The following is a 25,978-nucleotide window of genomic DNA, read 5'->3' on the forward strand; positions in this document are numbered from 1 at the left end:
AGGTCCTAGTGTAACGGTATCACAATCTACACACATCACTTTACCTGCAATGGCAACTCCAAAGAAAGTGTTATCTACAAAAATAACAACAGTCTGTCCTCTTCTAAATTGTTCCTTTATCCCCGGTACACAGCAGCAATCGCATTTTTCTTTTTTACAATCTTTACAGCAGTCATCGTGCCGTTTTCTTCTGCAATCGTCCATTTTATGACCCTCTTTCTTATGATTTGAAAACCTAGATGATTCAAAACAGCGGCAATCATCATGCCGGCGCTTAGGCGGATGAGAGCAGCGACAATCATCATGTCGACGCTTAGGCGGATGAGAACAGCGACAATCATCACGCCAATCACTAGAATGAAAGCAGCGGCAATCATGCCCATATGAATACCAATAGTAACAGCCGTCATACCAATATCCAGACATAAATTTTTCTCCTTTCTTTTAAGGTGTAATACAATATATTAAAATTTACTATTTTTGCTTGTACACTTGTCTATTTTCTCTATTAAAAATAAAGTGAGTGCGCCCTTTTTTACAAGATTTCTTTCTAGGTTGTCGAGCGAATATATAATAGAAATCTAGTAATTCTAGCAAAAATAGGCTCATAGATTGGACGAGTGTACAGTCATAATAGAAATAAGAGAATAGAATAAAGTATATTTCACTCCTCCTTGTATGATTAAACGAGGAATTGCCTTGAACGTTAAGGCAGTTTCCTCGTTCTTTTTTATGTATATAAAATCCACGATTGACCTCTTATAAAAGCCGAGACGTCTCATTCGGCTTGTACATACACTATATTGATTCGAAAAAGGAGGGGAAGATGATTAAGACCAAAAAAGAGAACAAAGATATGAATGAAGGTTTAGATTACACGAAGCAGCAGCTCGAGCAGCAAAAGAGGCAAGTCGACCGGCTTGAACATCGAATTGGCCGACTAACATGGCAATATACCGGAATGAAGCGCAAAGTTTCCCGACATCAGAAGCGTATTAGAAAAATGAAGCGCCAGTTGGGATTAGTCACAGATTTCGATCATGAAAGCTTTTGAGCTAACCTCTAAGGCAAACACAGTTTATGTCCTTGTAATGAGCTTATATTAAAAGCCACCAAATCCTCCAACAAAAAAGCACTTGCCTTAAGGCAAATGCTCTTTTGTCATGTTTTCTCTTATTTTATTCATCCTATGCCTCTTGCTGTACGTTTTTTTTGTATGGAATCCTTCTTTGCTGCTGAATCAAAAAGAGAAAGACTCCAAATAGAACAAGCAAACCTCCGACGATTTGCCAGCCAACGAGGCGCTCTCCCAATAAAACAACCGCCAGTGCCGTTGCTCCTACCGGTTCTCCTAAAATGCTCATGGAGATAGTCGTGGCATTTACGTAGTTTAAGAGCCAGTTATTAATAAGATGCGATAATGTTGGAACGGTCGCCAATAATAGAAAAATCCCCCATTCACGCGCTTCATATCCGCCAAGTTCCGTTCCCGTTCCCAAATTATATATCGTCAAAATGATGGACGCAGAAACAAAAACGCAAAAACTGTAAATCCAATGGGATACTTTTTTCACCGTACTTTGTCCGATCAATAAGTATCCGACAACGGCAATGACGCTTAAAAATGAAAGAATATCACCAAGAATGGCTTCTTTGCTTAATCCGAAATCTCCCCAGCCGATCATCACGGCCCCGACAATGGCAATCCCCATTGTCATCAATGCAGGAAGCGTTGTTCGTTCTTTAAACAGAAAAAAGCCGCCCACCAGCGATACGATTGGCTGCAGGGCAAGAATGATTGTCGAGCTTGCGACGGTCGTCAGCTTCAAAGATCCGAACCAAAGCACGAAATGCAGCGCTAAAAAGAAGCCGGAACAAAATAGAAAAATCCCGTCCTTTTTCGTTATTTTTCGGAATTCCTCCCGCTTTTTCCATACAATCGGTACCAATAAAAGACTGGCCAGCCATAAGCGATACATGCTTAAAATAGAAGCCGGCGCATCTGACCATTTGACGAAAATGGCTGAAAAAGAGATTGCAATAATTGAAATGACTAACGGCAGGCCGATAGACTTTCCGCTTTCACCATGCTGCACGTGTCTCCCACCTTTTCTTATTCCTGCAACTATTATAAGCCCTCCCTCCTCTTCTGTCATGCTGTTATTTATTATCCCAAAAAAATAGACGGGGATATCTCTTGTCATGAAAATGATCAACTTGTCCGAAAAGACTTTCTTTGTTGAATCGGAAACAGCCGTATCCCACGACATCGTGGCAGGCAAGTCCTCCTTTTTTAACATATCGCTAAAAAAATCCATATGTTTTTGTGCAATCTGCTTTCCTCTCAGCAAAAAAGAACGATTTAAGTACAGATTAACCTTATGTTCTCATTATTCCATCATTATCTCCTAAAAACACCATAATACTTTTGTCTATTAAAGAATATAGCACCGATGATATGACCTTACTGTGCCAAATCTTTAATGGAATTCTGAAAGCTTCTAGATTCATATAAAAAGTGCTTTGAATAAAAAAAGATTTATTAAAAAACAAAAATGCAGTATCTTTAGAGAAGCGAAATAAAAAATGGAGAGGTTATTCCTATGTGGAAAAACAAAAATGTATGGATTTTATTAATCGGAGATTTCATTGCAGGCCTAGGATTGTGGCTTGGCATTATCGGAAATCTAGAGTTTATGCAAGAAAAGGTACCGTCTGACTTTTTGAAAGCCGTCATTTTGGCTGTCGGCTTGCTGGCAGGTGTTGCGTTTGGCCCCCTGGCAGGACGGATTACTGACCAAACAAGTAAAAAAAAGGTCATGCTGATTGCAGGGTTCGCTAGGACCGTCGGAGTCATTTTCATGCTCATCGCGATTCAGACAGGCTCGATATGGTGGATGATCATCTTTCTCATCTTCATACAAGTTTCTGCAGCTTTCTATTTCCCTGCCTTGCAAGCTGCCATTCCGCTTGTGGTCGATGAAAAGGATTTGCTTCAGCTAAACGGCATTTATATGAACGTCTCTTCGCTGTCACGCGTGTTAGGAACGGCGGTTGCCGGCATCTTGTTAGTCGTCATGTCACTGTCGATGCTCTATGTCGCCTCGCTCGTCGCCTATTTAGGCTTATTTATCCTTACTTGGTTTTTACACTTTGACGAAAAACAGGCAGTACAGGCATCAGACAAAGCAACTCCTTCCAAAACGGACTTTAAAGACTTGTTTCCTGTCCTAAAAGGGCTTCCGATTGTCTTTATGACCCTCGTGATGACGCTGGTTCCCCTTCTATTCATTGGGGGCTTTAACTTGATTGTCATCAACATCAGCGAACTGCAAAACAGTTCCGCTATCAAGAGCTGGCTCTATACGGCTGAAGGACTATCCTTTATGATCGGGGCTTTTTTTGTCAAACAGATCAGCCGTAAAAGCTCGCCTTATGCGATTTTATTCTTCTGTTCATTTTTGATCGGCCTGTCCCAGCTGCTCCTTTATTTAGCTGATATTCCGGCAATGGCTGTTTTCGCTTTTGCTGTATTCGGCTTTTCTGTCGGGTGTTTCTTCCCGACTGCCGCTACCATTTTTCAAACAAGGGTGCCAAAAGATTATCACGGCCGGTTCTTCTCGTTCCGGAATATGCTCGAACGCCTGATTTTCCAGGTCATCCTGCTCATTACAGGTTTTCTCCTTGATGCGGTCGGACTGCAATTCATGACGGTCACGTTTGGAAGCTTCTCTCTCTTGATGACGATCATCTTTTACACAAGGTATCGACGTCAACTAGCTGGAGAGAAAAGTGAAACATCCACTCGCGCGGTTTAATCGTGTCAGGTAAGCTGCCCATCTCCTTGTCCAAACAATGGAATTAAGGTACTCTAAAATAAAGCAAAACCACCTGCTTTCTACTCAAAGAGAAGCTGGGTCAAAAGGTCGTTGATAAACGACTTTTTTGACCCAGCCTTTCTTTTTATTATAATGGTTACACTTTCCCATGCTTAATTGGATCAACTCTTCATCATTTATTTCCAAAGTACGTAATAAGATAATCATATAACAATCCGTTGAAATGCCCGTTTCAACTGGGTAAGACCAGGACCCGTCGGAAGCTTGATCTTTTACAAAGATAGTTACCAATCGATTAATCTCCGCTTCGACCCTTTGCTTCATGTTATTGTTAACCTCCCCTTTTTAAAAGCAACTTTTCCACATACATATTCTTTTTTATAAAGAACATTCATGGCACGGGAGGGTGAAACATGCTTTGGAGCCACGAAAGAAAGAAATTCAAACCGCTAAATCAAAGGGGACTGAAATCGCTTATTGAGATAAAAATAGAATTAAAGAACAAAAGTAAAATGAAACCGAAAATGGCAGCAAAACTAAATTTAACGAAAGATGAGATCAAACTTATCAATAACATTAAAGATATTACGAGAAAATATAATCTAAATAATGTGACACGAACACAGGCGTATTTTAACTTTTATCTTGAACACCCCGAAATCCACTGGGCACTGCTCGGCCATATGGTATCTCGAAACGGTGGTTGGAATATGACCGACTTAAAAGGAGATCTTCTCTCAAGACTATTATCCGAAAAGGAACAACGACATTTCTTTTTATTTTTGGAACGCGGAAACTGGTTAATCTTTCAAGATGTATTTCCACAATTTTTACTTTATGACCAAAGTGTAAAAAGAAACAAAAATCTGTTTTATCTTCTTCCCTATTTGAATGTTTCAACGTTTATGGAAACGATGTGGAATCATTTTTGGCACTATAACGATAGTACTCTTCTAGCAATTGCAACGATTATTAATGAACAAAGCTATTTAGAAAAAGGAATCATTCAAAATCAGGATTTTAAAAGAACGGTAATAAACACGATTAGTTTTAAATTGTATGATTTTTTGCGATTGAATCACATTATTTTTCCTTTTAATACAGATGAGCAGAACGAAAAACCAAAATTAATCGGTGATACATTACAGCATTTCACGTCACTGCATGAGCGAATCATGCTAGGAAAACGGCTGTATTCACTGCTTTTTCACCGTCAAAACATTTTACAGGGTGTCTTGCTTTGGACTGGTAAACACCAGCATACTGGTTCTAGAAGCGATTACTGGAATGATTTGTTTCATCATGTTAATGAATCATTACCGGGTTCGGTTTATCGGCGCCGAATAGAAAATTGCCAATTAAAAAAAGGCGCAGTTCGAATATACAGCCCTCCATTACAATTTGCCTGGGAAAATATTGATCATCCAAAAGCAGAAAAAGGCGACTGGTTTGATGATTGGAGGATCATCGACTATTTAATAGAAGATGAACAATATGAAGGAAGGGACATTCATGATGAATACTGTAAAACACTTAAGAAAATCGAGCTTACCATCACTACAAAAAAAGCAATATTCCTCAGACAAGAATAACAGTCGCAATGCATATATTACAGCAGTTCTTTTTGCATCTTTAGTCGGGACGTATTTAGACTTATTTTTTGTTGGCAAAGAATTGTATACCTTTCCAGCTAGACCTTTTTCTGACATATTCTCCATCAATATTGTTTTTACTTTATTCATACTTCCCCTCTTTACTGCTCTCTTTTTATTTGTCGCCACAAAAGTGGGGCCGTACATACGAGTATCAATCATCTTTATGATCAGTGTTATGGGATTTTTCATTGAACAATATACAGAAAAAATCGGATGGTTTACCCACCATGGTAAGTGGAATCATCTATATTCATTTTGGGGATATATAATTTTTTGGATAGTTATTTGGAGATTTTACCGTTGGATGATGGATTTCGATTAAAAATCATTATCTAATAACAAAATATATAAGCCCAATTAAATAATTTAACATTAGGCTATAGAGAAAAAATCACTGTAAGTACTGCCACACTTACAAATATATCTACATGATCAGCTATTGAATATGTTAAAAAATTAACTGGGATTTATATATATAAATCCACATAATGAATTTGACATAAGCAAAAAACGCCTATGTCAAATTCATTACGCATAAGCGACTACAAAGCCATCGGACTAGATGATTGCATCATGTGCTTCACTAATTCCCGATTGCGCTTTTTAAAGATTTCATTGTGGGAAGAAACCATTGCACTGCTGCTGGCGTCAGGCTGGATATACTGCTTTGCTTTGTTTACGGCATTCGCTGCATCCTGAAAAGCCCCCATGATCAAGTTCAGCTTTCCATCATGCTTTAAAATATCTCCTGCCGCGTAAAGTCCAGGGATGGAAGATTCACTGTTGGCATTCCCTGAAATATAATACTGATCCGCAAGCACAATATCCAACTCGCTATTTTCAAGCAATGTTGCATCCCGCTCGTAACCATGATTGATGACCACTTCATCGACAGGCAAATAAGAAATCTCCCCTGTCTCATGATTGGTCAATTCGACCCGTTCAATCACTTCATGATTAGAGCAAGCCATTAGCTTTGTAATGGATGTATTGAAAAAGCAAACAGCAGAACTGTTCATGAGTTGAGTGACTTGCGCTTCGTGGCCTGCCAACGCCTCTTTTCGATAAGTCAAATAAACTTGTTTGGCGATCGGCTCCAGTTCATTCGCCCAATCGATGGCAGAATTTCCTCCACCAGAAATGATAACCGTTTTATTTTGGAAACGCTTTAAAGACTTTACCGTATAGTTTAAGTTCGATACTTCAAATCTCTCCGCACCTTCTATTTCAAGCTTTTGAGGCTTCAATATCCCGCTGCCGACGGCCACAATGACCGTTTTGGAAAAGTGTCTCTGCCCTGAAGCGGCTTGCAGTATAAATACACCTTCTTCATTCCGTGTAATCGACTCTATTTTTTCATTCAACACGACTGTCGGATTAAAGGTTAGTCCTTGCTTTACAAGCTGTTCAATTAATTGAGCTCCTGAAATGGGCGTCAGCCCTCCAACATCCCAAATCATTTTTTCAGGATATACATGGATTTTTCCACCTAACTGCGGCTGATATTCAATGAGCTTCGTTTTCATTTCTCGCAGTCCGCTGTAAAAAGTCGAGTAAAGCCCTGCCGGCCCCCCTCCGATTACCGTTACATCAAATAATTCTTCATTTTCCATTTCCGTTCACTCCTGACAATCAATATTGATAATCATTATCATCGTTAATTAAGATAATACCTCTTTTTCATCATTTTTACAATGCCTGTTGACAATATAATAAAAGAATTATAGTATGTAACTATCCGATACTGATAATCATTATCAGTTAACTTTTATCAAAACGGGGGTTAACAAATGGTTCGCCTATATACAGATCACTTGCACATCGGCTACGGTGAACGCTTAATAGTGAAGGATCTCAGCGTTGAAATTCCAGACAAAAAAATCACCACCATTATCGGGTCGAATGGATGCGGGAAATCTACGCTATTAAAAGCGATTACCCGCCTTATTTCACCTCAATCTGGAACAGTCGTATTAGACGGAGAGAATATTTTAAAGCAAAACACAAAGGTACTTGCGAAAAAAATGGCGATTCTCCCGCAAACACCGGAAAGTGCAAGCGGATTGACGGTCGGTGAGCTCGTATCCTATGGCCGCTTTCCCTATCAAAAAGGCTTTGGCCGCCTAACGAAAAAAGATTATGAAGTCATTGATTGGGCACTGGAGGTCACAGGCACAAAAGACTTTAAATTCCGTCCGGTAGATGCCCTATCAGGAGGCCAGCGCCAACGCGTTTGGATCGCCATGGCCCTTGCCCAAGAAACCGACATTATCTTTCTTGATGAACCAACAACCTATTTGGATATGGCACACCAGCTGGAAGTTTTGGAACTGCTGCAAAAACTGAATAGGGAACAAGAGCGCACGATTGTCATGGTCCTCCATGATCTAAACCAGGCAGCTCGTTTTGCCGATTATATTATCGCTTTAAAAGACGGAGAAATCGTGAAAGCAGGAAGCTGTGAAGAGGTCATTCGCCGTGATGTGCTAAAAAAAGTGTTTCAGATTGATGCCGAAATCGGAAAAGATCCCCGAACAAACAAACCAATGTGTGTCACCTACAACCTACTAAAAGGAGAACAACAAGATGAAGAAACTTTTGATTCCATTCCTACTGTTATTCGTGCTCATGGTTAGTGCCTGCAGCAACAAGTCAACCGAAAACAACAATGAATCTGCCAAAGAAGCTGACAAGCCGGAAACAATTACATATGAGTCGGAAAACGGTCCTGTTGAAGTTCCCGCCGATCCGCAGCGCGTTGTCGTCCTTTCTTCATTCGCAGGAAATGTCATGGCTTTAGACGTTAATGTTGTCGGAGTTGATTCATGGTCTAAAATGAACCCGCGCTTTGCCGACAAATTAAAAGATGCGGAAGAAGTATCGGATGAAAACTTGGAAAAAATCATTGAATTGGAGCCCGATCTCATCATCGGTTTATCCAATATTAAGAACGTTGATAAATTAAAAGAAATTGCTCCTACTGTCACGTATACATACGGAAAAGTAGATTATTTAACACAACACGTAGAAATCGGTAAACTGTTAAATAAAGAAAAAGAAGCACAAGCTTGGGTCGATGACTTCAAACAACGCGCCCAAAAAGCCGGTGAGGACATTAAAGCGAAAATCGGTGAAGATACTACTGTTTCTGTCATTGAAAACTGGGATAAACAGCTTTACGTGTTCGGCGATAACTGGGGACGCGGTACAGAAATTCTATATCAAGAAATGAAATTAAAAATGCCTGAAAAAGTAAAAGAAATGGCGTTAAAAGACGGTTACTATGCCCTATCAGCGGAAGTCCTTCCTGAGTTCGCCGGAGACTATATGATTTTGAGCAAGAATGCGGATACGGACAATTCATTCCAGGAAACCGAAACATACAAAAACATTCCGGCTGTTAAAAATAATCAAGTATTCGAAGTCAATTCAAAAGAATTTTACTTTAATGATCCATTAACGTTAGATATGCAATTAGATTACTTTAAGAAAAGTTTTCTCGGTGAGTAATACGACAAAAGGCCCGTCATGAACCCCATAAAATCATGGGGGTTCGTGACAGGGCCTTTCTTTAAATATGGCTGTTTTCGCAAACTTTGTTGCTATTTAACAAATGGTGGGGAGTGGTTTCCACTCCAGGTTGCTCGCTTTCCGCGGGGCGTGCGGTGAGCCTCCTCGGCTTACAGCCTGTGGGGTCTCACCTGTCCCGCTGCTCTAAGCAGGAGTCTCGCACCTTCCGCTCCAACCAACCTTAAACGGTTATCTTTCAAGAAACCTATCTAAAAACAACAATCTTTTAGAAAAGAGCCTTAAATATCAAGGTGATCCGTTTCAAACTTATGTGACACCGCTTCTTTATTCTATATACATTCCACTTAATAACTCGACACGGCTTCATTTTATCGAAAATTATTCACAATCGGTGGTCCAGACCACTTGAATCTACCCTAAAGGGTTCATCTAAGCGGATAGCGCCAACCCCGCAAGGGGGGTGTCTCTAGAAGATTTGACATGTCCGTTCTTTGGTCATGTCGAATCTTCTAAATCGATCTATATATTCTATAAAAGAAAAGATGTGAGACCTATGACTAAACAAACTCAACCTTCCATTCCATTTGTCTATAAACTGCTTGCAGGATTGCTTCTGTTTATCGGGGCGTTTATTATTGCCATGGTATTTGGAGCGGCGGATACCACCATCAAAGATGTATGGCTGGCCCTTACTTCTAATGCTGCCGGTGATAAAATCTCCATTATCCGGGAGATTCGTTTGCCGCGTGAAGTGGCGGCCATTTTTGTTGGCGCTGCCCTCGCCGTTTCCGGCGCCATCATGCAGGGACTGACGAGAAATCCGCTCGCCGATCCAGGCCTGCTCGGGCTGACTGCCGGGGCTTACGCGGCATTGGCGATTACCATTGCATTCGTGCCTTCCATCAATTATTTTGGTATCATGATCACTTGCTTTATCGGATCGGCTGCAGGGACGATAATGGTGTTCGGTATTGGCGCAATGAAAAAGGGCGGCTTTTCCCCTCTTCGAATCGTATTGGCCGGGTCGGCTGTATCTGCCTTCCTCTACGCGATTGCAGAAGGCATCGGCATTTACTTTAAAATTTCAAAGGATATATCCATGTGGACGGCAGGAGGAATGACTGGTACGACATGGAACCAGCTTCAAGTCATCGTTCCGTTCATTTCGGCAGGGATTCTAATTTCCCTTTTCTTCTCTCGGCAGCTTACCATCCTTAGCTTAAGTGAAGAAGTAGCCATTGGCTTAGGACAAAAGATAGTAGCCATCAAAACCATTCTTTTTATTGTGATTATTCTGCTTGCCGGCGCTTCTGTTGCCCTTGTTGGGAACATGGCCTTCATCGGTTTAATGGTTCCTCATATCGTCCGTGCCATCGTCGGAACAGATTATCGTTTTATCATCCCGATGTCAGTCATTGCAGGTGCCGTTTTCATGCTTTTGGCCGATACACTCGCCCGGACGATTAATGCACCATATGAAACACCTGTAGCGGCCATTATTGCGATAATTGGGTTGCCTTTCTTCCTGTTTATCGTGCATAAAGGAGGGAAAGCATTCTCATGATTCAACCCGCTTTACTGAAAAAACAACGACTGATTCTCTTTCTATTACTGGCACTTATTCTAATTTCCGTCGTCTTGGGAATGGGTATGGGATACGCCTCCCTCTCCTATGACAGACTACTTCCAACCATCCTCGGTCAAGGAACATTTAAAGAGGAATTTGTTTTATTTTCCATTCGATTGCCACGGATGATCATTACACTGTTAGCAGGCATGGCCCTTGCCTTATCCGGTGCAATTTTGCAAGGAATCACAAGAAATGATTTGGCTGATCCCGGAATCATAGGAATTAACTCCGGAGCAGGTGTCGCCGTTGCCATTTTCTTTTTGTTTTTCCCAATTGATGCGGGTTCCTTTGTGTACTTGCTGCCGCTTGTGGCATTTGTTGGTGCTCTGCTGACGGCATGCCTGCTTTATGTGTTTTCGTATAACAAAAACACGGGTCTGCAGCCGGTAAAACTAGTACTGGTCGGGGTTGGGTTTGCCATGGCATTTTCCGGATTGATGATCGTCCTTATTTCATCTGCTGAACGTGCAAAAGTAGATTTTATCGCTAAATGGCTGAACGGAAATATTTGGGGGACTGATTGGCCTTTTATTTGGGCGATTCTTCCATGGCTGATTATCCTCATTCCGTTTACTTTATATAAAGCAAATCGATTGAATCTCCTTGGAGTAAGCGAACCTGTGGCGATCGGGGTTGGCGTATCAATCGAAAAAGAACGCATTGTCTTAATGCTGACAGCTGTTGCGCTCGCAGCCGCAGCCGTTTCTGTCACGGGAGGCATCACCTTTATCGGACTAATAGCCCCGCACATCGCAAAGGCTTTAGTCGGGCCGAGAAACCAGCTATTCATCCCCATCGCAATTCTGCTTGGCGGATGGCTCTTACTGCTTGCAGATACGATCGGACGCAATGTGGCCTCTCCCGACGGCATCCCGGCGGGTATCATGGTCGCATTGATCGGCGCACCGTATTTCGTCTATTTATTATTGAAGAAATAAAAATCGTACGAACGCTGAATCAGCAAACAATCCCTTGGGAATCTGTTATTCTCAAGGGATTGTTTATTAGTCCAGAAAAAAGTGATCCTCCTTCAAATTTTCGTAAAAAAATAAGGCGGGGCAGTTCAATGACCGTTCTCTATACTGATTACACATTGTGTCCCCGAAGCGAAAAAAATGAGACAAAACCCTTAGGAACTTTGTCCATATCCACCTTTCTCCGTTTCTCATAGTATATATGACCAGATTTAAAAAGGAGGCTGATATCAGTTATGAGTAATGTTCTGATTCTCTCCACAGGACCGATGAAAATTCCGGGAAGAATCACAGGTGATCCTGAAGGCGGCCCCCCGATGTTGTTCATATTTCAATTAGAAATCCATCTGATAGAGATTTGAAATTCCAATTGTTCACCGATGTTTCTGATGGCACAGGACCTGTGATTACTTATCCTGATGATGTTCAATTGATTCCTCCCAATAGCTGCCTGACGAAAACACTCTTCTTTTCTTCTATTGCCCAACCAGGTGATATCCTTCATTTTTATATGAAAGGAAATCTTGATGAAGGTGTGGAGAGACTTGAACTTTCATTCGTCGGACAAAGAACAAGTGATCAAATGAATGAACCCACCCTCTTCTTCCGCAACTCAGATCTTATGAAAGTCGAACTTAAACAAATTTCCCCCGATTTTCCTGTAAATCCTCTACTGCACTAGTAACCAAGTAGTTTAAACTAGATTACGTGTTACAGTCGTGCGAAAAATAAAAAGACCTATTCCACAATCCGAATAGATCTTTTTATATGTTGTTTGTCAAAACAGTAATAGAAGTTTCATTGTACAAAAAACCGTTAAAGGACGTTCAACTGGACTCCTATATTTCCTCTTGTCGCTTTTGAATACGGACAAACTTGATGCGCCGCTTCAACTAGCTGCTGCGCTTCTTCTTTGCTTACTCCTTCCACCTTCACATCCAATACGGCCGCTAAACCGAAGCCTCCGTCTGCATCTTTGCCGATGGAAATATGGGCGGTTACTTCTGTGCTTTCAACTTTCACACGCTTTTGGCGAATGACAAGATTTAATGCACTGTCAAAGCAAGCCGCATATCCAGCCGCAAATAATTGCTCCGGATTTGTAGCAGCCTCCCCGCTTCCACCTAGTGCTTTCGGCATTTTCACATTCAAATTGATAATCCCGTCTTCTGATTGTACTTTTCCATTACGGCCTCCTGTTGCCGTTACAGTCGCTGTGTATAATGCTTCCATTTCTTATTCTCCCTTTCGTAATTGAGCAGTCAGTTGATTCAATTTCATTAATAAATCGAGGTACTCCTCTTTCGTAATGCCAAATCTCGGCGCGACGCTTTTAGGGATGCATGCGGCTTGTTTTTTTAAGGCCTTCCCCTGCTCCGTCAAAGAAATCGCCACTTTCCGTTCATCTTCTTTCAGACGTACACGTTGGATCAATCCGATTTGTTCCATCCTTTTTAACATGGGAGTAAGAGTACCCGAGTCTAAATATAGTTTTTCTCCGATATCGGAAACCGTCCGTTCATCTTTCTCCCAAAGAACGAGCATCACCAAATATTGAGGAAACGTCAGATTCATTTCTTCCAAATGCTCTCGGTACAATTTAGTGATTTCCTTTGAGCAGGCGTAAACCGCAAAACATAATTGGTTTTCAAGCTTTAAATATTGTTCTTCATTCATAAGGCGGCATCCTTCTTTATATTAAATTGTGCACAATTTAATTTTAAACAATATAAATGAAAAGTCAACACTAATGTTTCCTGTTGCTTTTAATCTCCGCCTATGTGGAAAAAAATATGTAAACAAGAAAATTTTTCATATTTTGTGACGATTTTTTGAACTAATTGTTGCAAATTTGTGAACATTATGTTATTTTTTATTCAAGGGACAAAGACAAAGGGGATGATCAAATGAAACGCTTTAAAGGTCAAACAAATAAAAATAATATGACAGAAATGTGCAAATCTATTGCAACGGTACAGCTTATTATTGGTGGAGTTCTTTTCCTTTTAAGTTTCCTTGTAAGCGATTACAACCGTGATTTCTTTCTCACTATGTTAAGCCTGGGCGTCATGGGATCAGCCATGGTCATGTTCGGATTCGGATTATTCATAGGACTTCTTGAAGAATACAGTATTGCTGAAAAAAATTCTTATTGATGATATATAAATAAAGCAAGGGACATGGGCTTGCCCCCATGTCCCTTGCTTTATGCCTAAACGGATGCCGTTACTCTTTATAGATTAATATAATAGCCTTAACACATCTCCATCCAATTGAAAAATATTCACAATCGGTTATCCAGACAACTTGAATCCGCTTAAGGTTGGCAAATTGGCCGTTCTTTTGCCATGCCCAATTTGCTAAATCGATCAGATGTTTTTTGGTAGAATAAAAGAAAGGAGGCTTTTTAAGATGCATATCTTTTTTCAACTTTGGAGGAAATTGATTAAATTAAAATTTGTGACGATTCTGCTCCTCTCAGCGGCCATCATTTCATTTGGGACTTTTTCCATTCACTTGCTGGAGCCGGAAACGTTTCCGACTTTATTTGAAGGCTTATGGTGGACCATGACGACATTGACGACCGTCGGATATGGAGATTATTCCCCGCAAACAACGGAAGGCCGACTTGTCGGCATGTTTTTGTTTTTATTTGGAATCGGGGTCATCGGGTTGCTTATTTCAAGGCTCGTCGATTCGGTTTCGACATATACTCGCTTGAAAACGGAGGGAAAATTAGTGTATAAGCGAAAAGAGCATTACATCTATATCACTTATTCAAAAAAAACGAAAGACGCCATCGAAGAAGTTTTGGCAACCGAACCGATGGCGGAAATTGTACTGATTGATACATCCCCTTCTGTACCGTATGAACATGATCAAATTTTTTACGTACAAGGAGATCCGTCAGAAGAAGCCACTTTATTGAAAGCGAATATTTTACACGCTAAAAGGGTTTGCATTTTTTCTGATTCTTCCATTGATGATTCTACCCTTGCGGATGGAAAAACGCTTCTTATCGCCACAGCAGTTGAATCGCTATCCCGTACATACGAACAAAATATCCATACGATCGTCGAGATCAGCAAAGAGAGTCATATCGGAAAGTTTAAACATGTAAACGTCGATGATTTCATTTTATCGAATGATTCCGTTTCCCGACTGATGGCCCGTGCCACTCTTCATCCGGGAACAACAAATATCTTTCGCCAGCTTCTCAGCAAAAAATACGGCAGCAACATTCACGAAATTAAACCCCTGCCAGAATGGAAAACAGTACGTGACGCTTATTTATCATTATTTGAACAAGGGGCCATCCTCATTTCCATCAATGAAGATATGAACTTTTTGTCAAATAAAGAACACCCCATTCAACAAGATGATATGCTGTTTATTGTCTGTGACGATGAAGCATTCTCGAAATTCTCTTAACTGGAATACTTTTCATTAAAAAAGGCAGCTCGCTAAAGCAAGCTGCCTTTTTTAATGAAGAACTTCCCTATTCTCATTCTCCATTTTGTCATCCCGCTGAAATTGCTGCTGGGCGAGTTTACGGTAAAAGTCATGGCTGCTCATTAATTCTTCATGTGTCCCCATACCTGTAACCGTTCCTTCTTGCATGACGACAATTTGATCAGCCTCCAAAATCATCGATATATGAAGCCTTCGACTCTCATTCTATAACAATAAGTGTCTCGTATAAGTGTTTGGGAAGAACCCGCAAGGGAGCTTCCCAAACGCTTAGGTATAACTACATGGAGATGGGCGTTCCTTGCCCATCTCCATGTAGTTATTTCCATCATTTTCCCTAATGACAAACTTCTTGTAAAAGAGTAAAATCCTCTATGTAATCAACTATTTTAGTAGTTTTTGAGAGGAGAACAATTGTGAAAAAATTTCGCGTCTTTTTAGCAGGATTGATGACTGCAACTCTACTACCTTTCAACGCAGCTTTTGCAGCGGAAAAAACATCGGATATGTACATTGCCGAAGACGTAGATCCAGAATCCATCCCATTTGCCTATGAGGAAATCGATGATTTCATGTCTGCAGATATTATCGACGGAAAAGTCGATGAAGAAGGATATGTATATGTAAAACCTTACGATAACATTACGCGTGCCCAATTCGTAAAAATGCTGGTTAATGCTTTGAATTTAAAAAGTGATGCACCGGCTAAAACATTCTCGGATGTAAAGGCGAATGATTGGTTTGCCCCATACGTGGAAATCGCAAGCGGTCTTGGGATCGTAAATGGAAATAACGGCAAGTTTAATCCATACGAAAAAATTAAGCGTAATCATATGGCGGCTTTCATTCACCGTGCAGTGAAAGCGGACGTAACGTTTAATCCGATTGGAAAAACATTTACGGATGTACCAAATGATGAATTTTATACGCCAATTCATGAAGCTGCAGCAAACGGCATTATTAACGGCTACGGAAATACGTTTAAGCCTTATGCTTTGGCCACTCGCGCTCAAGGAATTTTAATGATTCACCGTGCCATGTGGCAGCAAAAATCGGACCTTCCGAATGAAGCGGAGCTGGAAAGCTTCTTACGCAGCCATATTCTAGCTGAAAATAAAGCAGCAGAAACAATGGATACAGCGGAACTTACTAAATTATATAACAGCAACACAACTGGCTACTATCGCGCAATGGGCCTTGATTCCCTTGTAATGTATGAAGACATTTACGGCGAAGATGCTGAAATGACCATGAAAGCCGATGAAGAGTTCAATGTAGATACGCTTTCGTTAAGCAACAACTATGCCAAAATCGAAGTAACAGATATTCAATACTATCTTGAAATGAAATTCGGTAATGACAGCTTCAAAATGGATGTGGACATGTCAGGGGAATATTCATTGAAGAAAGATGCAAACGGACAGTGGAAAATCTATAACTTTGTTCCTTACGATGAAGACTTAGAAGACATGCCATTGCTTTCAGTGAATAAATAAAAGAAATCCCTCTTATAAAAGGGGTGTGGAAAGCCCATAAAAGGTGCTTGCCGCACCCCTTTTTCGCTTCTTTTTCAAAAAGGCCATTCCTTTATGTTTTTTAGCCATTGATTGCACCGCTTTTCCACTCTTTCCTTATACAAGCTCTTCCCTTCTTACATATAATAGGAATAATAGAGCGAGGTGAAGAAAAATGACCTTTATTTTCGGTTCCGTGAAAATTGGTAAAGTAGAAAGCGGCGGCATCGTCAACTTTGGAAACTGCGCCTCCATCCCTTCCGCTGACAGGAGTTCGGCATCAGGAGCACAAGAAGCCGTCCCCAATCTCACCATGTTATCCATTTCCTCCATCCCTCCCGAGAGCACAACTCCTCTTATTCTTCCTTCCGTGGAAACAGAGTAAAGGAAGTTTCCATCAAAACGAATCGCTTCCATCAAAAAACTTCCGCTCGAACGGAAGTTTTTTCATAATTCGCCTCGACGTCTTAATTTATACTCAAGAAATAATCGTTCAAGAAAATGGTTCAATTGTGTTTCCATTTCTTGTCGCTCTTGAGAATTTTTCGCTTGCCCTATTCTTCTCTTCAATTCTTTCACATACTCTTTTTGCTCCATTGTTAAATCATGTGACAACATCATGCGCTCTCCACTCCTTTTTTCTTTTATTGAACCATCCGGTATAAAAAGAATCAAAGAAGTTGTCAAAAGAGCTAACAAGCAGATATAGTAAATTATTCCATTTATAGAGTGGACATCGGAGAAATCGTATTGTGGAAACTTTTCTGCAAAAGCGCTCTAATTAAGACTGTTCGAACCTATAACGAAATGATGGCCAACTAAAATAAAAGTCCTTATTTCACCAGCCATCATTTCGCTTTTTAATGAATACACTAAGCCTTTCAAAGAAAATGACATTCATAATAGCAATCAATAAATAAAACATCACCGAATAAGATAGCTTCCAGCTTTTGTAGGTAAACAAATGAAATATATGTACAGAAACAGCCTCCAATCCCGTTAAGAGAAGGCTGCATCCTACTATAAACCATAACTTATTTGGTTTCCATCCTTTATAAAAGTGCATTAAAAAGAGGAAAAAACCCGGATAGACGATGTTTTGCAGAAAGATATCCGTAATTTCACCGCTGTTTCTGTCTACCGTGTCGTAAAAGTCATATGGAGGCATCGCCAGAAAATAGTCTCCTACTGTTGTCAGCTGCAAATTCAACAGGAAAATACAGATAATTTCTGTCCAAAGAAGCGTTCGTTTTTTAACTGTGATGTAGTAAATACAAGCACATACAATCATGACAATCGCTATCGCGAACCATTCATTTTCATCAAATTTTTCGGGAAGGATAGGCTTTAAGGCGTCTTCATATATCTTCTTCATGTTTAATCATCTTTTCTTTACGAAGTATTCCAGGCAATATCTCGAAAAAATAAATAGAACAAGAGAGAACGATCATCGCTAACACAAAATCAATCGACGGATACCAGCTTTCCGCTTTCGATTCCAGTACTCCGATAATGAGCAAGATTTTCTCCACCAAAATCCCTCCTGCTACCCACAAAAAACAAATGCTTACCTTTGCTGACAGACGATGCTGGCCCCGTAAAAAGGACAGCACCCACATTAACAGTACCGGAAAGATTACCCCATACTGAAGCCGCGCCGACCAAAAAGGAAAATGTTCTTCCACCACCCTTAATCGTTCATATGGTGAAGAAATCATGTAGAAAAATATTTGGCAAAAGTATGAAGTGAACATAAGGTGGATGAATATCTCTAAAGAATCAAGTCTCTTCCTCAATAACCTTAATGATAAAAGCAAGATGATCGATATACATATAAAAGCTAAAAAAATGAGAAACATATGTCACCTGCCATTGTACTTACTGCGTTCCATTACAACGCTAAGCTTTCCTATTTTCCCTCTGCCCTATCAGCCCTCGATTAATGAAACGTTCACTTTATAAATAACTTGTACATCTATCATCAAAAATATCCAAACCTGGAGAAGTGGTATAAAAGGAAGATGTGGCGACACCTTATTTATAATAATTATAATTTAATATTGATTTTAATTTTATATTTGTTATAATAAATGTACAGACATACCATAAGGAGGAATTATTTATGAACTTAGAACAAATGATCAATCAGCAAATCGCAAACTGGAACGTACTTTATACAAAACTTCACCGTTTTCACTGGTATGTAAAAGGCCCGTCATTCTTTACCCTTCACCCTAAATTCGAAGAGCTTTACAATGAAGCAGCTGTTACGATTGATGAGCTGGCTGAACGCCTATTAAGCATCGGCGGCCAGCCCGTGGCAACAATGAAACAATATTTGGAGCATGCCAATATCGAAGAAACGAACCAGGAGACAACGGCGGAAGAAATGGTTCAAGCGCTCGTCAATGACTATTCCCTTATTCTCGAAGAATCAAAATTAGCCATTGAACTGGCGGAAGAAGCAAATGACGAAGTGACGGCCGATAAATTCCTGGCGCTGACCGAAACATTGGGTACTCACATTTGGATGCTGCGGGCATTCTTGAATAACTAAGAAGAAAGGGTGACCGAGAAACATGCTTACTCGGTCACCCTTTCTTTATTTCAAAATCCATTCAATGAAATCTTCATTCACACAGCACTTCACTGCCCGTTCATACAGTTTAAAGCCCGAATCGGATGATATATTTTCACAATAATAACCAATTTGTCCTTTTTTAAGGACGGATGCAAACCCCATATGATACTTACACTAAGTGTATCAATCATTTGTTTCGTGTCGAAAGGAGGATACGTAATGACATTTGTGGATGAGCTGTATCAAGCTTATAAAGACCAATTATCGAGTCAAGAGGTAGACGCTGAACTGCTTACGGCTTCCGTTTTAGATGAATTGGGCCGCGAAGATGTACTTGATTTGCTAAAGGAACTAAAAGATGAAGACTTGTTTGGTCTTTTCGGGTTGTACTTAATCGAAAACCTGAAACGAAGAATTCATAAAGATCAATTGAATGGCCGTCCGTTTTACCCAGACTATACACCGAGAACCATCCATTGAACTATAATATGGCGGCAATCGTAAACAAGCTATCATGTAAAAAGCGGGCCTCTTGTTTAAGAGATCCGCTTTTTTATCCCATTTCTTATTCTTCGTATCCTGTTTGAGGGATATGAAGTTCTTTGTTGCCTTCCAATTGCATGACCCCATCACTCGTTCCCGCCATGTACACATCGCTCACTTGTTCTTGTGTCACGTCTATATTGCCTGTTGGTGTGTCTTGATTGCTGTATTGTTCGGCATCAGCACCTTGATTCGCAATCGCCATATTTTCTTTATCTTTTCTCATTTGTTTTCTACCGCCTTTCGTATTTCATTACAATATGTACTATTTGTTAGATGGACTGATTTTATTTAATATAGAAAACAATTTCATGGAAAAGATAATTGGTTTTGCCTCATCTCCCTCTCCAAATAATGACTGTATATGAAAACCAGCAAGAGTCATACTAACATGCGTACGGCCAATAACCATTTGGAGGGGATCAGCATGATGCAAAATCAACAACCAATGAACAACGGACAAACACATATGAATATGCATACAGGACAAGTGCCGCAGCACATGAACCATGGGGGGCACGAAGTATTTGATGTGCATGAGCTTCTTGCAGGAACGATCAATACACTCGACCAATATATGATGTTCCGTCAATATGTACAGGACCCTGAGCTTCTTGATATTCTAGATCGCCAATATCAATTCATCCAGACGGAATACAACACAATGGTGGAAACGTTTAAAACAGGACAAGACCCAACTGTACCAACTCAAAGCTACAAAATGAATCAAAGCAATGATTTTGTTTACGGATTGAAGCCTTCTCAGCCGAAAAAGCCAAATCAATCGCTTGCCGATATTAAAGATCAGGGCATTTCCGGCCACATGTTAGGGTTGGTAAAAGCCGGTGCTGGGTTGAAAGCCATGACCGCATGTGAAATGACAAACCCTGTGATGAGACGTGTCGTAGCCGATTCCATCCCGAACTGCATTGAAATGGCTTATGAAATTTCTCTTTATCAAAATAAACATCATTACTATCAAGTCCCTCAGCTCGCCGAGCAAGATATGCAGCAAATGCTGAACGCTTATGCTCCTGCACAGGGACAACCGCAAATGCCGCAGCCGGGCAATCAAAATATGCATTAAGATTCAATCATAAGAGACGTTGACCGGCTAGGAACGCGACGTCAGGCTCCTCTCGTACATCCTGTAGCTGGATGACAACTAAAAAATATTATAAGGGAAGAGAAACAACTCGAAGGCGTTTCTCTTCCCTTACTTGAATAAATATTCGGATTGTTACTTTTACACTTTAGTCATCCCTAATGCTGTATGATCCCATAAGGTTTTTTCAACCGTTTCCCATTGATGGTTATCACAGCGAATCATGAGAATGACTTCGGATGTGATATTCTTATTTCCCTTCCCTTTGCCTTTTTTTACAATCAATAATTTAATCAAGAATCCTAGAAGCAACCCTGTAACAGCTCCGATAATCCCCCAGATGATGGGCCCCCACTCTAATACATAGCCATAAATCGCTCCTAACAGCATGAGACACGTCCCCAATATGGCGGCTGCATCAAACATACTGAACCCATCAGCTCGATGAATCGTATCGAATAGCTGCCTCGGCTCTGTCCTTTTATCAAGAGGGGCGGCTAATATCTTTTCTTTAGAAACTCCTTGTTGTTCAAGGGCCGTAATAGCCAGCTCAATGAACCTGGAATTTTCAAATGTAGCAATAACCAACATATGTATTCACTCAACCTTTTATATAGGTAATTTAAAATGAGGGTTTTGATAGTTTTGACGTAAATATTTTGATAATTCTTTTTCGAACAATTTATTATACTCAACGGCTGAAATATAGGCATCATATTGAATAAACAAATAGATGGAAGGAAGATAAATCAACCATTGCATATTTAACATCTCTTTAGACTGTGCAAACTCCCCAATCATCGTTAAATGAATCGCTTGCGGGAGATGCGAAAAGTACATGATCGCAATGGTATAGGCAAAAATAAAATAGCCCGTAATGATTTTATGAACGTACAGATGTCCCAGCCCGGGAACCATCACTGACCATGCCAAAGCAACCCACGGTTTACGTTTATCTAAGTAATTTGTAGACCAAGAACCCATCTTTAAATTAAGAATCGGCGCATCTTCCCGATCTGCCAATAAATACATTTTATTGTGGTCTACTGCTGTGCGGTAACCATCCCATATCCCAAACATATATATTCCTACATAAAGAATCAACCATCTTTTATCCATCACTTCTTTAGCCGTTTCGAAATCGCCTAATAGAGAATACATAATCCCAACATTGACGTTTGCCTGCTGGTTAATAAATAATTCCCATAAAATAAGAACAAAACCTGCTGCATAGCGATGTAATAATAGATGGCCAAATCCGGGATACGAAAAAGAAAAAAAAGCGACAACCCATGGGTTCCTTAAATGAAGTTGTGTGGTACTAAACTGGGATAAATGAGCCCTTTGCCATCGAAAAGGAGGAGTTTCATTCAATTGCTTTCACCTCGGTAAGATTTACTCTTACTTTTCTTACCATTATTTACATTGCTTTAGATTTTCAAACTGTTTGATAGAAAATAAATGTATTTCTTATACATGTTTTAGTTCACGAAACATTGTTTTCAGCCATCAAGTCAAAACCACCCGTGATAACGGGTGGTTTGCTCTACGGCTGGAAGCCTTTGTTACTGACCAAACCCTAAAGGGCTACTGAATGGTTCGCCAGTTGTACTACTTCTACTGGCCAGACCTCAAAGGCCTCCTCCTTACTTTCGTTTCTTTTTCTTTACCTCTTCACCTGTAAATGGATCGATGTATTCCATCATACTTAATTGTTCTGCGACTATATCATCTTGTATTTGATTGCGTATATATTCTTCTATCACCTTCTTATTTCTCCCAACGGTATCCACATAATATCCTGTACACCAAAATTTTCGGTTTCCGTATCTATATTTTAAATTTGCGTGACGATCAAAGATCATTAAACTGCTTTTTCCTTTTAAATATCCTACAAATGAAGAGACACTGATCTTAGGCGGAATACTTACCAACATATGTACGTGGTCTTTACACGCTGTTGCTTCGATAATCTCCACACCTTTTCTTTCGCACAAGGTACGTAGTATTTCTCCAATGTCTTTTTTAATTTTCCCATAAATCACTTGTCTTCTATACTTCGGTGCAAATACGATATGATACTTACAATTCCAAGTTGTATGTGCTAAACTATTAGTGTCTTTTTTAGACATAAAAACTCCTCCGTATGCTGATATTTTGGTTGGCGAACCAAAAATATTTTAGCACCACAGGGGAGTTTTTTTAATACCATGCTGTAAGCTTTTTAGAACCCTAGGCCTAGCCTAGGGTTTTCTTTTCGATAAAAAAATCCTTGGATTTCATGAACCCAAGGATTTTCTATATAGCAAAATACCACTCTTTGAATTGGTGATCATATTATTTTCTTTCTATATATTAACTTTTCTTATTGATAATCGTTTTTTCATTTTCCAGTATGATCGCCCGGGAAAGAGTAGAGGCAGTTATGATGTTCCCAAAGGAAAGTCCAAGCTGCACGGCTGTTTGTGCGATTTCCGGCCTTATTCCTGACAGTGTGACTGTTACACCTACTAACTTTAGCGTATCTATCAATTGAAAGATTTGATGTGCCACCATAGTATCAATCATGATGACTCCAGATAAGTCAATGAAAAGGTGTTTAACTCCCTTTTCGGCACATTGCTGCAATGTATTTTCAAGAATGTACTTGGCTCGTGTCGTATCAATATCGCCCACAAGCGGAAGCAATCCATTGTCTTTACTTAGGGAAATGACAGGGGAACTGAGCTCATTAATCATTTCCTGCTGGGCTCTCAATTTAGATTCTAAATGGCTATGATACTCCTCTGTAAACCAGGTCATTACTTCGCTAAACGTTTTTACAATGGTTCGATTCCAAGTTTGGATCATTTCCATAGAATAGTGCTCTTTATGTAATTCAACAAATTCATTAACCAAATCCAAGTATTGTTCTTGTGTTCTAAAAAATTCCCTTAAAATAAAATGAACAGGTGTTGCTAAATGTTCTTCATCCTTCGCAACGTTCAGTATCCATTCTTCAAAATCTTTTAAGGGATTCAATTCACTTTTATCGAATAATTTGCAAAAACGTAAATGAAATTCATAATTTTGTTCCTTCAAACTTTGGATAGCTTTTGGATCATCCGAACTATATACTCCAGAGGGATCACTTTTATCTAAGGATTCATACCATTCTTCAGTCAATTGCCAAGTTCTATCTCGTAGAAAATCATATAACTTCTGGTCCTTGTACATTTTTCTTTTCTCCTTACTTCTAACCTTTTTTCACATTTTTTACATTATACAACAAAAATCAAAAAAACCTGTAAATTATTCATAGGTAAATTTCACAAAAAATAATTTTATTCCTTATTAACGGGCAGGAATAAATAATTATCATTTAGATCATAGTTTATTTAAAAAGGAAAATTTTTATATTTATCCATGTTACCAATCTCCGAAACCATCAATATATTGTTGGTATCGATAATGTGAAGGGAGTTTGGGGAAAGATGGCTCATTTATATTCAAAGGGCTGGTTCATTCAACAATTAAAGCAAGCAAATATCACGAAGCTGGATGGCCGAAAGCTGGAGTCATACAAGACATATATCGTGCGCAACCTTTATTTTCAGCTCATCGCAGAAAAAGAACAAGAAATAAAGTAAGGAAACCATTTCTAAACACGGGTCCGCTGTCTCTCATACGCAAAAAAGGACATGAATGCTTGTATTCATGCCTTTTTTGTGATTCATCAACTCCATTTCCCCTTTCTTCCGCTATCATTCTACCATAAACTGCTAGATTACTATGGATACCTCTCTTAATCTCTTACAACCAGAAGAAAAAACCTACATAAAAAGAACGAAGAGACCATCGTGTAAACTTTTAAAAATAAGAGTTTACATGACGGTCTCTTTTTCCTAAATATGGATTGTGCTTAGAACTTATCCTTTAGCTGATAAGCTCATTACATTATGTTAGTCTTCCTCACCCCCGAAGAAATCATCGAGAAAGCCGCCTTCTTCTTCCCCTTCAAAATCCCCGAATGCCTCTTCGGCACCGTCCATCATCTCATCCAGCATTTCGGCCGCCAGCATCCCGCCAAACAAACCGGCCGCCATTCCGCCGATGGCACCTCCCAATCCGCTCTTGTGATGCGCATGGTGATGGTGACCATGTCCAAAGCTCATGCGGTTCGACTGATACAAATGGGCTTGATCAAGTGTTTCCGTCATGATTTGTTTCAACGTTTCTGCCAACTTTTCAATATCATCCATCAACGCATTCGATAAGAAGATTTCACGCTTCAACTCGATTTCCCTTCCGAACGATGGGACATCAAGCTCAAGCAGCATGCGAATACCTTCCTGCTCAATCGCTGCTTCAAACTCCACTTCCTTCACTTGTCCGGCTAAAAAGTTTGTCGGAAATAATTCGAATTCCTGCTTATAGCCGTTAAAGTCACCGGATCCATGTTTTTCGCGGAAGCCGAGGCGATCGAACGCTTCAAATAATGAATAAAATCTCGCAGGAGCCAAAATGCGGATCGCATCATGGTCAGCACTGTCAACGCCTCCTGCAATATCAAGATGTGTTTTAAAATGGTATGAAACGTTCCCCGCCGAAATCGGAAGCCCTTCCGGCAGCTTATATGTAAATGAAAACTCTCTCGTTGCGTTCGCTCCAATGACAAAAGGCTGTACAACAGGAATGCTGGCAATTTTATGCGTGAACGTCTGTCCTTTTTTAGAAACGACTTGAAGCCAAAGCTCGACTGCAATGCTGTTCATTTCCTGTTCAACGTTTCCTCCTTGTACACGAATCGTTCCATGCACAATTTCATTCATTGCATATTCCGGATTAGGTAATAGTAAGTCTACTTTGGCAGAGCCGACACCAAGTTTCGCCATAAACTTTTTAAACATATTTTTCTCCTCCATTTTTGCGGCAATATGATCCCATTCAAGTATACGGGATAACTTGGTATTTCGTTTCATTTTTTAACTAATTTTAAGCAAATGCTTTGTTAAATTCATTATGTTTTCTTGAACTACATAAATTCCACTTAATAACTCGACACGTCTTCGTTCAATCGAGAGGTAGCCTTAAGAGGTGTTCCAGACAACTTGAATCTGCCCCTATGCGGCTGACACCCCCGTAAGAGGGGTGTC

General features: G+C 40.0%; 34 protein-coding genes. 17 read left to right on the forward strand and 17 right to left on the reverse strand.

Annotated elements, in window-relative coordinates; translation table 11 throughout:
* Positions 1 to 116: 116 nt before the first annotated feature.
* Positions 117 to 410: a hypothetical protein gene (locus BK575_RS14240; RefSeq protein ID WP_078410964.1), complete on the reverse strand. Its 294-nt coding sequence runs from the start codon at positions 408 to 410 to the stop codon at positions 117 to 119.
* Between the two features lie 416 nt (positions 411 to 826).
* Between BK575_RS14240 and BK575_RS14245 the strand changes: the two genes are divergently transcribed.
* On the forward strand, positions 827 to 1,054 hold the full coding sequence (locus BK575_RS14245) for a hypothetical protein (protein ID WP_078410965.1): 228 nt from the start codon (positions 827 to 829) through the stop codon (positions 1,052 to 1,054).
* A 133-nt stretch (positions 1,055 to 1,187) separates the two neighbouring features.
* Here BK575_RS14245 and BK575_RS14250 read toward each other — a convergent pair whose 3' ends face one another.
* Complete coding sequence (locus BK575_RS14250; RefSeq protein ID WP_268877732.1) at positions 1,188 to 2,351, reverse strand: DUF3231 family protein; 1,164 nt, start codon at positions 2,349 to 2,351, stop codon at positions 1,188 to 1,190.
* 252 nt (positions 2,352 to 2,603) lie between these two features.
* On the opposite strand from BK575_RS14250, the gene BK575_RS14255 reads away from it, so the two are divergent.
* Positions 2,604 to 3,818 carry an MFS transporter gene (locus BK575_RS14255; protein WP_078410967.1) on the forward strand — a complete coding sequence of 405 codons (1,215 nt, stop codon included), beginning with the start codon at positions 2,604 to 2,606 and terminating at the stop codon, positions 3,816 to 3,818.
* 84 nt (positions 3,819 to 3,902) lie between these two features.
* On the opposite strand, the gene BK575_RS14260 is transcribed toward BK575_RS14255, so the two are convergent.
* Positions 3,903 to 4,163 (reverse strand): hypothetical protein, encoded by a 261-nt coding sequence (locus tag BK575_RS14260; protein ID WP_078410968.1) that lies wholly within the window; start codon positions 4,161 to 4,163, stop codon positions 3,903 to 3,905.
* 89 nt (positions 4,164 to 4,252) lie between these two features.
* Between BK575_RS14260 and BK575_RS14265 the strand changes: the two genes are divergently transcribed.
* Positions 4,253 to 5,431 (forward strand): DUF2515 family protein, encoded by a 1,179-nt coding sequence (locus tag BK575_RS14265; RefSeq protein ID WP_078410969.1) that lies wholly within the window; start codon positions 4,253 to 4,255, stop codon positions 5,429 to 5,431.
* The gene (locus BK575_RS29605; RefSeq protein WP_407984381.1) at positions 5,355 to 5,816 is read left to right on the forward strand and encodes a CBO0543 family protein; all 462 of its coding nucleotides are present in this window, start codon (positions 5,355 to 5,357) and stop codon (positions 5,814 to 5,816) included. The genes BK575_RS14265 and BK575_RS29605 overlap by 77 nt, the downstream gene beginning before the upstream one ends.
* A 220-nt stretch (positions 5,817 to 6,036) precedes the next feature.
* On the opposite strand, the gene BK575_RS14275 is transcribed toward BK575_RS29605, so the two are convergent.
* Positions 6,037 to 7,107: an NAD(P)/FAD-dependent oxidoreductase gene (locus BK575_RS14275; protein WP_078410970.1), complete on the reverse strand. Its 1,071-nt coding sequence runs from the start codon at positions 7,105 to 7,107 to the stop codon at positions 6,037 to 6,039.
* Between the two features lie 177 nt (positions 7,108 to 7,284).
* On the opposite strand from BK575_RS14275, the gene BK575_RS14280 reads away from it, so the two are divergent.
* The 6 genes from BK575_RS14280 (at position 7,285) to BK575_RS14300 (ending at position 12,311) form a co-directional block, all read left to right on the forward strand.
* Positions 7,285 to 8,130: an ABC transporter ATP-binding protein gene (locus BK575_RS14280; RefSeq protein WP_078410971.1), complete on the forward strand. Its 846-nt coding sequence runs from the start codon at positions 7,285 to 7,287 to the stop codon at positions 8,128 to 8,130.
* Entirely contained in the window at positions 8,081 to 9,004 is a 924-nt protein-coding gene (locus BK575_RS14285; protein ID WP_078410972.1) for an iron-hydroxamate ABC transporter substrate-binding protein, read from the forward strand. Before BK575_RS14280 ends, BK575_RS14285 begins: the two co-directional genes overlap by 50 nt.
* A 574-nt stretch (positions 9,005 to 9,578) precedes the next feature.
* Complete coding sequence (locus BK575_RS14290; protein WP_078410973.1) at positions 9,579 to 10,589, forward strand: FecCD family ABC transporter permease; 1,011 nt, start codon at positions 9,579 to 9,581, stop codon at positions 10,587 to 10,589.
* Positions 10,586 to 11,593 (forward strand): FecCD family ABC transporter permease, encoded by a 1,008-nt coding sequence (locus BK575_RS14295; protein WP_078410974.1) that lies wholly within the window; start codon positions 10,586 to 10,588, stop codon positions 11,591 to 11,593. Before BK575_RS14290 ends, BK575_RS14295 begins: the two co-directional genes overlap by 4 nt.
* Positions 11,594 to 11,865: 272 nt before the next feature.
* Positions 11,866 to 11,991, forward strand: coding sequence for a hypothetical protein (locus tag BK575_RS29385; protein ID WP_268877733.1), 126 nt, complete (start codon positions 11,866 to 11,868; stop codon positions 11,989 to 11,991).
* On the forward strand, positions 11,988 to 12,311 hold the full coding sequence (locus BK575_RS14300; RefSeq protein WP_078410975.1) for a hypothetical protein: 324 nt from the start codon (positions 11,988 to 11,990) through the stop codon (positions 12,309 to 12,311). Before BK575_RS29385 ends, BK575_RS14300 begins: the two co-directional genes overlap by 4 nt.
* A 134-nt stretch (positions 12,312 to 12,445) precedes the next feature.
* On the opposite strand, the gene BK575_RS14305 is transcribed toward BK575_RS14300, so the two are convergent.
* Positions 12,446 to 12,862, reverse strand: a complete 417-nt coding sequence (locus BK575_RS14305; RefSeq protein ID WP_078410976.1) for an organic hydroperoxide resistance protein — start codon at positions 12,860 to 12,862, stop codon at positions 12,446 to 12,448.
* A 3-nt stretch (positions 12,863 to 12,865) separates the two neighbouring features.
* Complete coding sequence (locus BK575_RS14310) at positions 12,866 to 13,306, reverse strand: MarR family winged helix-turn-helix transcriptional regulator (protein ID WP_078410977.1); 441 nt, start codon at positions 13,304 to 13,306, stop codon at positions 12,866 to 12,868.
* Between the two features lie 230 nt (positions 13,307 to 13,536).
* Between BK575_RS14310 and BK575_RS14315 the strand changes: the two genes are divergently transcribed.
* A complete protein-coding gene (locus BK575_RS14315) occupies positions 13,537 to 13,785 on the forward strand; it encodes an MFS transporter (protein WP_078410978.1) in 249 nt (82 codons plus the stop codon).
* 256 nt (positions 13,786 to 14,041) lie between these two features.
* The gene (locus tag BK575_RS14325) at positions 14,042 to 15,061 is read left to right on the forward strand and encodes an ion channel (protein WP_078410980.1); all 1,020 of its coding nucleotides are present in this window, start codon (positions 14,042 to 14,044) and stop codon (positions 15,059 to 15,061) included.
* Between the two features lie 51 nt (positions 15,062 to 15,112).
* On the opposite strand, the gene BK575_RS28090 is transcribed toward BK575_RS14325, so the two are convergent.
* Complete coding sequence (locus BK575_RS28090; protein ID WP_139368041.1) at positions 15,113 to 15,280, reverse strand: ABC transporter ATP-binding protein/permease; 168 nt, start codon at positions 15,278 to 15,280, stop codon at positions 15,113 to 15,115.
* A 236-nt stretch (positions 15,281 to 15,516) separates the two neighbouring features.
* On the opposite strand from BK575_RS28090, the gene BK575_RS14330 reads away from it, so the two are divergent.
* The gene (locus BK575_RS14330; RefSeq protein WP_078410981.1) at positions 15,517 to 16,596 is read left to right on the forward strand and encodes an S-layer homology domain-containing protein; all 1,080 of its coding nucleotides are present in this window, start codon (positions 15,517 to 15,519) and stop codon (positions 16,594 to 16,596) included.
* 135 nt (positions 16,597 to 16,731) lie between these two features.
* Here BK575_RS14330 and BK575_RS14335 read toward each other — a convergent pair whose 3' ends face one another.
* The 4 genes from BK575_RS14335 to BK575_RS28650 form a co-directional block, all read right to left on the reverse strand.
* The gene (locus BK575_RS14335; protein WP_078410982.1) at positions 16,732 to 17,031 is read right to left on the reverse strand and encodes a hypothetical protein; all 300 of its coding nucleotides are present in this window, start codon (positions 17,029 to 17,031) and stop codon (positions 16,732 to 16,734) included.
* Between the two features lie 30 nt (positions 17,032 to 17,061).
* Positions 17,062 to 17,235: a hypothetical protein gene (locus BK575_RS28645; protein WP_169907814.1), complete on the reverse strand. Its 174-nt coding sequence runs from the start codon at positions 17,233 to 17,235 to the stop codon at positions 17,062 to 17,064.
* A 217-nt stretch (positions 17,236 to 17,452) separates the two neighbouring features.
* Complete coding sequence (locus tag BK575_RS14340) at positions 17,453 to 17,989, reverse strand: hypothetical protein (protein ID WP_078410983.1); 537 nt, start codon at positions 17,987 to 17,989, stop codon at positions 17,453 to 17,455.
* Positions 17,973 to 18,146: a hypothetical protein gene (locus tag BK575_RS28650; RefSeq protein WP_169907816.1), complete on the reverse strand. Its 174-nt coding sequence runs from the start codon at positions 18,144 to 18,146 to the stop codon at positions 17,973 to 17,975. Before BK575_RS28650 ends, BK575_RS14340 begins: the two co-directional genes overlap by 17 nt.
* Positions 18,147 to 18,736: 590 nt before the next feature.
* On the opposite strand from BK575_RS28650, the gene BK575_RS14350 reads away from it, so the two are divergent.
* Positions 18,737 to 19,171: a Dps family protein gene (locus BK575_RS14350; protein WP_078410985.1), complete on the forward strand. Its 435-nt coding sequence runs from the start codon at positions 18,737 to 18,739 to the stop codon at positions 19,169 to 19,171.
* A 243-nt stretch (positions 19,172 to 19,414) separates the two neighbouring features.
* Entirely contained in the window at positions 19,415 to 19,675 is a 261-nt protein-coding gene (locus BK575_RS14355; RefSeq protein WP_078410986.1) for a DUF6154 family protein, read from the forward strand.
* 85 nt (positions 19,676 to 19,760) lie between these two features.
* Here BK575_RS14355 and BK575_RS14360 read toward each other — a convergent pair whose 3' ends face one another.
* Positions 19,761 to 19,964 carry a YozQ family protein gene (locus tag BK575_RS14360; RefSeq protein WP_078410987.1) on the reverse strand — a complete coding sequence of 68 codons (204 nt, stop codon included), beginning with the start codon at positions 19,962 to 19,964 and terminating at the stop codon, positions 19,761 to 19,763.
* A gap of 201 nt (positions 19,965 to 20,165) precedes the next feature.
* Here BK575_RS14360 and BK575_RS14365 point away from each other — a divergent pair, with 201 nt between their 5' ends.
* Positions 20,166 to 20,825, forward strand: coding sequence for a spore coat protein (locus BK575_RS14365; protein WP_204524867.1), 660 nt, complete (start codon positions 20,166 to 20,168; stop codon positions 20,823 to 20,825).
* 159 nt (positions 20,826 to 20,984) lie between these two features.
* On the opposite strand, the gene BK575_RS14370 is transcribed toward BK575_RS14365, so the two are convergent.
* From BK575_RS14370 to BK575_RS14385, 4 genes are all read right to left on the reverse strand, one after another.
* Positions 20,985 to 21,434: a hypothetical protein gene (locus BK575_RS14370; RefSeq protein WP_078410988.1), complete on the reverse strand. Its 450-nt coding sequence runs from the start codon at positions 21,432 to 21,434 to the stop codon at positions 20,985 to 20,987.
* 18 nt (positions 21,435 to 21,452) lie between these two features.
* Positions 21,453 to 22,217, reverse strand: a complete 765-nt coding sequence (locus tag BK575_RS14375; protein ID WP_078410989.1) for a hypothetical protein — start codon at positions 22,215 to 22,217, stop codon at positions 21,453 to 21,455.
* 272 nt (positions 22,218 to 22,489) lie between these two features.
* Positions 22,490 to 22,975 carry an IS200/IS605 family transposase gene (gene tnpA, locus BK575_RS14380; RefSeq protein ID WP_078409725.1) on the reverse strand — a complete coding sequence of 162 codons (486 nt, stop codon included), beginning with the start codon at positions 22,973 to 22,975 and terminating at the stop codon, positions 22,490 to 22,492.
* 223 nt (positions 22,976 to 23,198) lie between these two features.
* Positions 23,199 to 24,059 carry an STAS domain-containing protein gene (locus tag BK575_RS14385; protein ID WP_078410990.1) on the reverse strand — a complete coding sequence of 287 codons (861 nt, stop codon included), beginning with the start codon at positions 24,057 to 24,059 and terminating at the stop codon, positions 23,199 to 23,201.
* A 257-nt stretch (positions 24,060 to 24,316) separates the two neighbouring features.
* On the opposite strand from BK575_RS14385, the gene BK575_RS14390 reads away from it, so the two are divergent.
* Entirely contained in the window at positions 24,317 to 24,472 is a 156-nt protein-coding gene (locus BK575_RS14390) for a YflJ family protein (protein WP_078410991.1), read from the forward strand.
* 312 nt (positions 24,473 to 24,784) lie between these two features.
* Here the strand turns inward: BK575_RS14390 and BK575_RS14395 are convergent, their stop codons facing one another.
* Positions 24,785 to 25,732 carry a sporulation protein gene (locus BK575_RS14395; protein ID WP_078410992.1) on the reverse strand — a complete coding sequence of 316 codons (948 nt, stop codon included), beginning with the start codon at positions 25,730 to 25,732 and terminating at the stop codon, positions 24,785 to 24,787.
* Between the last annotated feature and the right edge of the window lie 246 nt (positions 25,733 to 25,978).

It is taken from the genome of Priestia abyssalis, from assembly GCF_002019595.1.
Classification (GTDB): Bacteria; Bacillota; Bacilli; order Bacillales; family Bacillaceae_H; genus Bacillus_BA; species Bacillus_BA abyssalis.

Excerpts from the sequence above, each read along its gene's own strand:
- BK575_RS14315 (WP_078410978.1), top strand. The coding sequence starts at position 13,537 with ATGAAACGCTTTAAAGGTCAAACAAATAAAAATAATATGACAGAAATG.
- BK575_RS14365 (WP_204524867.1), top strand. The coding sequence starts at position 20,166 with ATGATGCAAAATCAACAACCAATGAACAACGGACAAACACATATGAAT.
- BK575_RS14280 (WP_078410971.1), top strand. The coding sequence starts at position 7,285 with ATGGTTCGCCTATATACAGATCACTTGCACATCGGCTACGGTGAACGC.
- BK575_RS14245 (WP_078410965.1), top strand. The coding sequence starts at position 827 with ATGATTAAGACCAAAAAAGAGAACAAAGATATGAATGAAGGTTTAGAT.
- BK575_RS14305 (WP_078410976.1), bottom strand. The coding sequence starts at position 12,862 with ATGGAAGCATTATACACAGCGACTGTAACGGCAACAGGAGGCCGTAAT.
- BK575_RS14295 (WP_078410974.1), top strand. The coding sequence starts at position 10,586 with ATGATTCAACCCGCTTTACTGAAAAAACAACGACTGATTCTCTTTCTA.
- BK575_RS14240 (WP_078410964.1), bottom strand. The coding sequence starts at position 410 with ATGACGGCTGTTACTATTGGTATTCATATGGGCATGATTGCCGCTGCT.
- BK575_RS14265 (WP_078410969.1), top strand. The coding sequence starts at position 4,253 with ATGCTTTGGAGCCACGAAAGAAAGAAATTCAAACCGCTAAATCAAAGG.
- BK575_RS14390 (WP_078410991.1), top strand. The coding sequence starts at position 24,317 with ATGGCTCATTTATATTCAAAGGGCTGGTTCATTCAACAATTAAAGCAA.
- BK575_RS14355 (WP_078410986.1), top strand. The coding sequence starts at position 19,415 with ATGACATTTGTGGATGAGCTGTATCAAGCTTATAAAGACCAATTATCG.
- BK575_RS14370 (WP_078410988.1), bottom strand. The coding sequence starts at position 21,434 with ATGTTGGTTATTGCTACATTTGAAAATTCCAGGTTCATTGAGCTGGCT.
- BK575_RS14285 (WP_078410972.1), top strand. The coding sequence starts at position 8,081 with ATGAAGAAACTTTTGATTCCATTCCTACTGTTATTCGTGCTCATGGTT.
- BK575_RS28090 (WP_139368041.1), bottom strand. The coding sequence starts at position 15,280 with ATGATTTTGGAGGCTGATCAAATTGTCGTCATGCAAGAAGGAACGGTT.
- BK575_RS14350 (WP_078410985.1), top strand. The coding sequence starts at position 18,737 with ATGAACTTAGAACAAATGATCAATCAGCAAATCGCAAACTGGAACGTA.
- BK575_RS14290 (WP_078410973.1), top strand. The coding sequence starts at position 9,579 with ATGACTAAACAAACTCAACCTTCCATTCCATTTGTCTATAAACTGCTT.
- BK575_RS14395 (WP_078410992.1), bottom strand. The coding sequence starts at position 25,732 with ATGTTTAAAAAGTTTATGGCGAAACTTGGTGTCGGCTCTGCCAAAGTA.
- BK575_RS14340 (WP_078410983.1), bottom strand. The coding sequence starts at position 17,989 with ATGAAGAAGATATATGAAGACGCCTTAAAGCCTATCCTTCCCGAAAAA.
- BK575_RS14260 (WP_078410968.1), bottom strand. The coding sequence starts at position 4,163 with ATGAAGCAAAGGGTCGAAGCGGAGATTAATCGATTGGTAACTATCTTT.
- BK575_RS14275 (WP_078410970.1), bottom strand. The coding sequence starts at position 7,107 with ATGGAAAATGAAGAATTATTTGATGTAACGGTAATCGGAGGGGGGCCG.
- BK575_RS14325 (WP_078410980.1), top strand. The coding sequence starts at position 14,042 with ATGCATATCTTTTTTCAACTTTGGAGGAAATTGATTAAATTAAAATTT.
- BK575_RS14360 (WP_078410987.1), bottom strand. The coding sequence starts at position 19,964 with ATGAGAAAAGATAAAGAAAATATGGCGATTGCGAATCAAGGTGCTGAT.
- tnpA (WP_078409725.1), bottom strand. The coding sequence starts at position 22,975 with ATGTCTAAAAAAGACACTAATAGTTTAGCACATACAACTTGGAATTGT.
- BK575_RS14335 (WP_078410982.1), bottom strand. The coding sequence starts at position 17,031 with ATGGAAGCGATTCGTTTTGATGGAAACTTCCTTTACTCTGTTTCCACG.
- BK575_RS14385 (WP_078410990.1), bottom strand. The coding sequence starts at position 24,059 with ATGTACAAGGACCAGAAGTTATATGATTTTCTACGAGATAGAACTTGG.
- BK575_RS29605 (WP_407984381.1), top strand. The coding sequence starts at position 5,355 with ATGAATACTGTAAAACACTTAAGAAAATCGAGCTTACCATCACTACAA.
- BK575_RS28645 (WP_169907814.1), bottom strand. The coding sequence starts at position 17,235 with ATGATGTTGTCACATGATTTAACAATGGAGCAAAAAGAGTATGTGAAA.
- BK575_RS14255 (WP_078410967.1), top strand. The coding sequence starts at position 2,604 with ATGTGGAAAAACAAAAATGTATGGATTTTATTAATCGGAGATTTCATT.
- BK575_RS14310 (WP_078410977.1), bottom strand. The coding sequence starts at position 13,306 with ATGAATGAAGAACAATATTTAAAGCTTGAAAACCAATTATGTTTTGCG.
- BK575_RS29385 (WP_268877733.1), top strand. The coding sequence starts at position 11,866 with ATGAGTAATGTTCTGATTCTCTCCACAGGACCGATGAAAATTCCGGGA.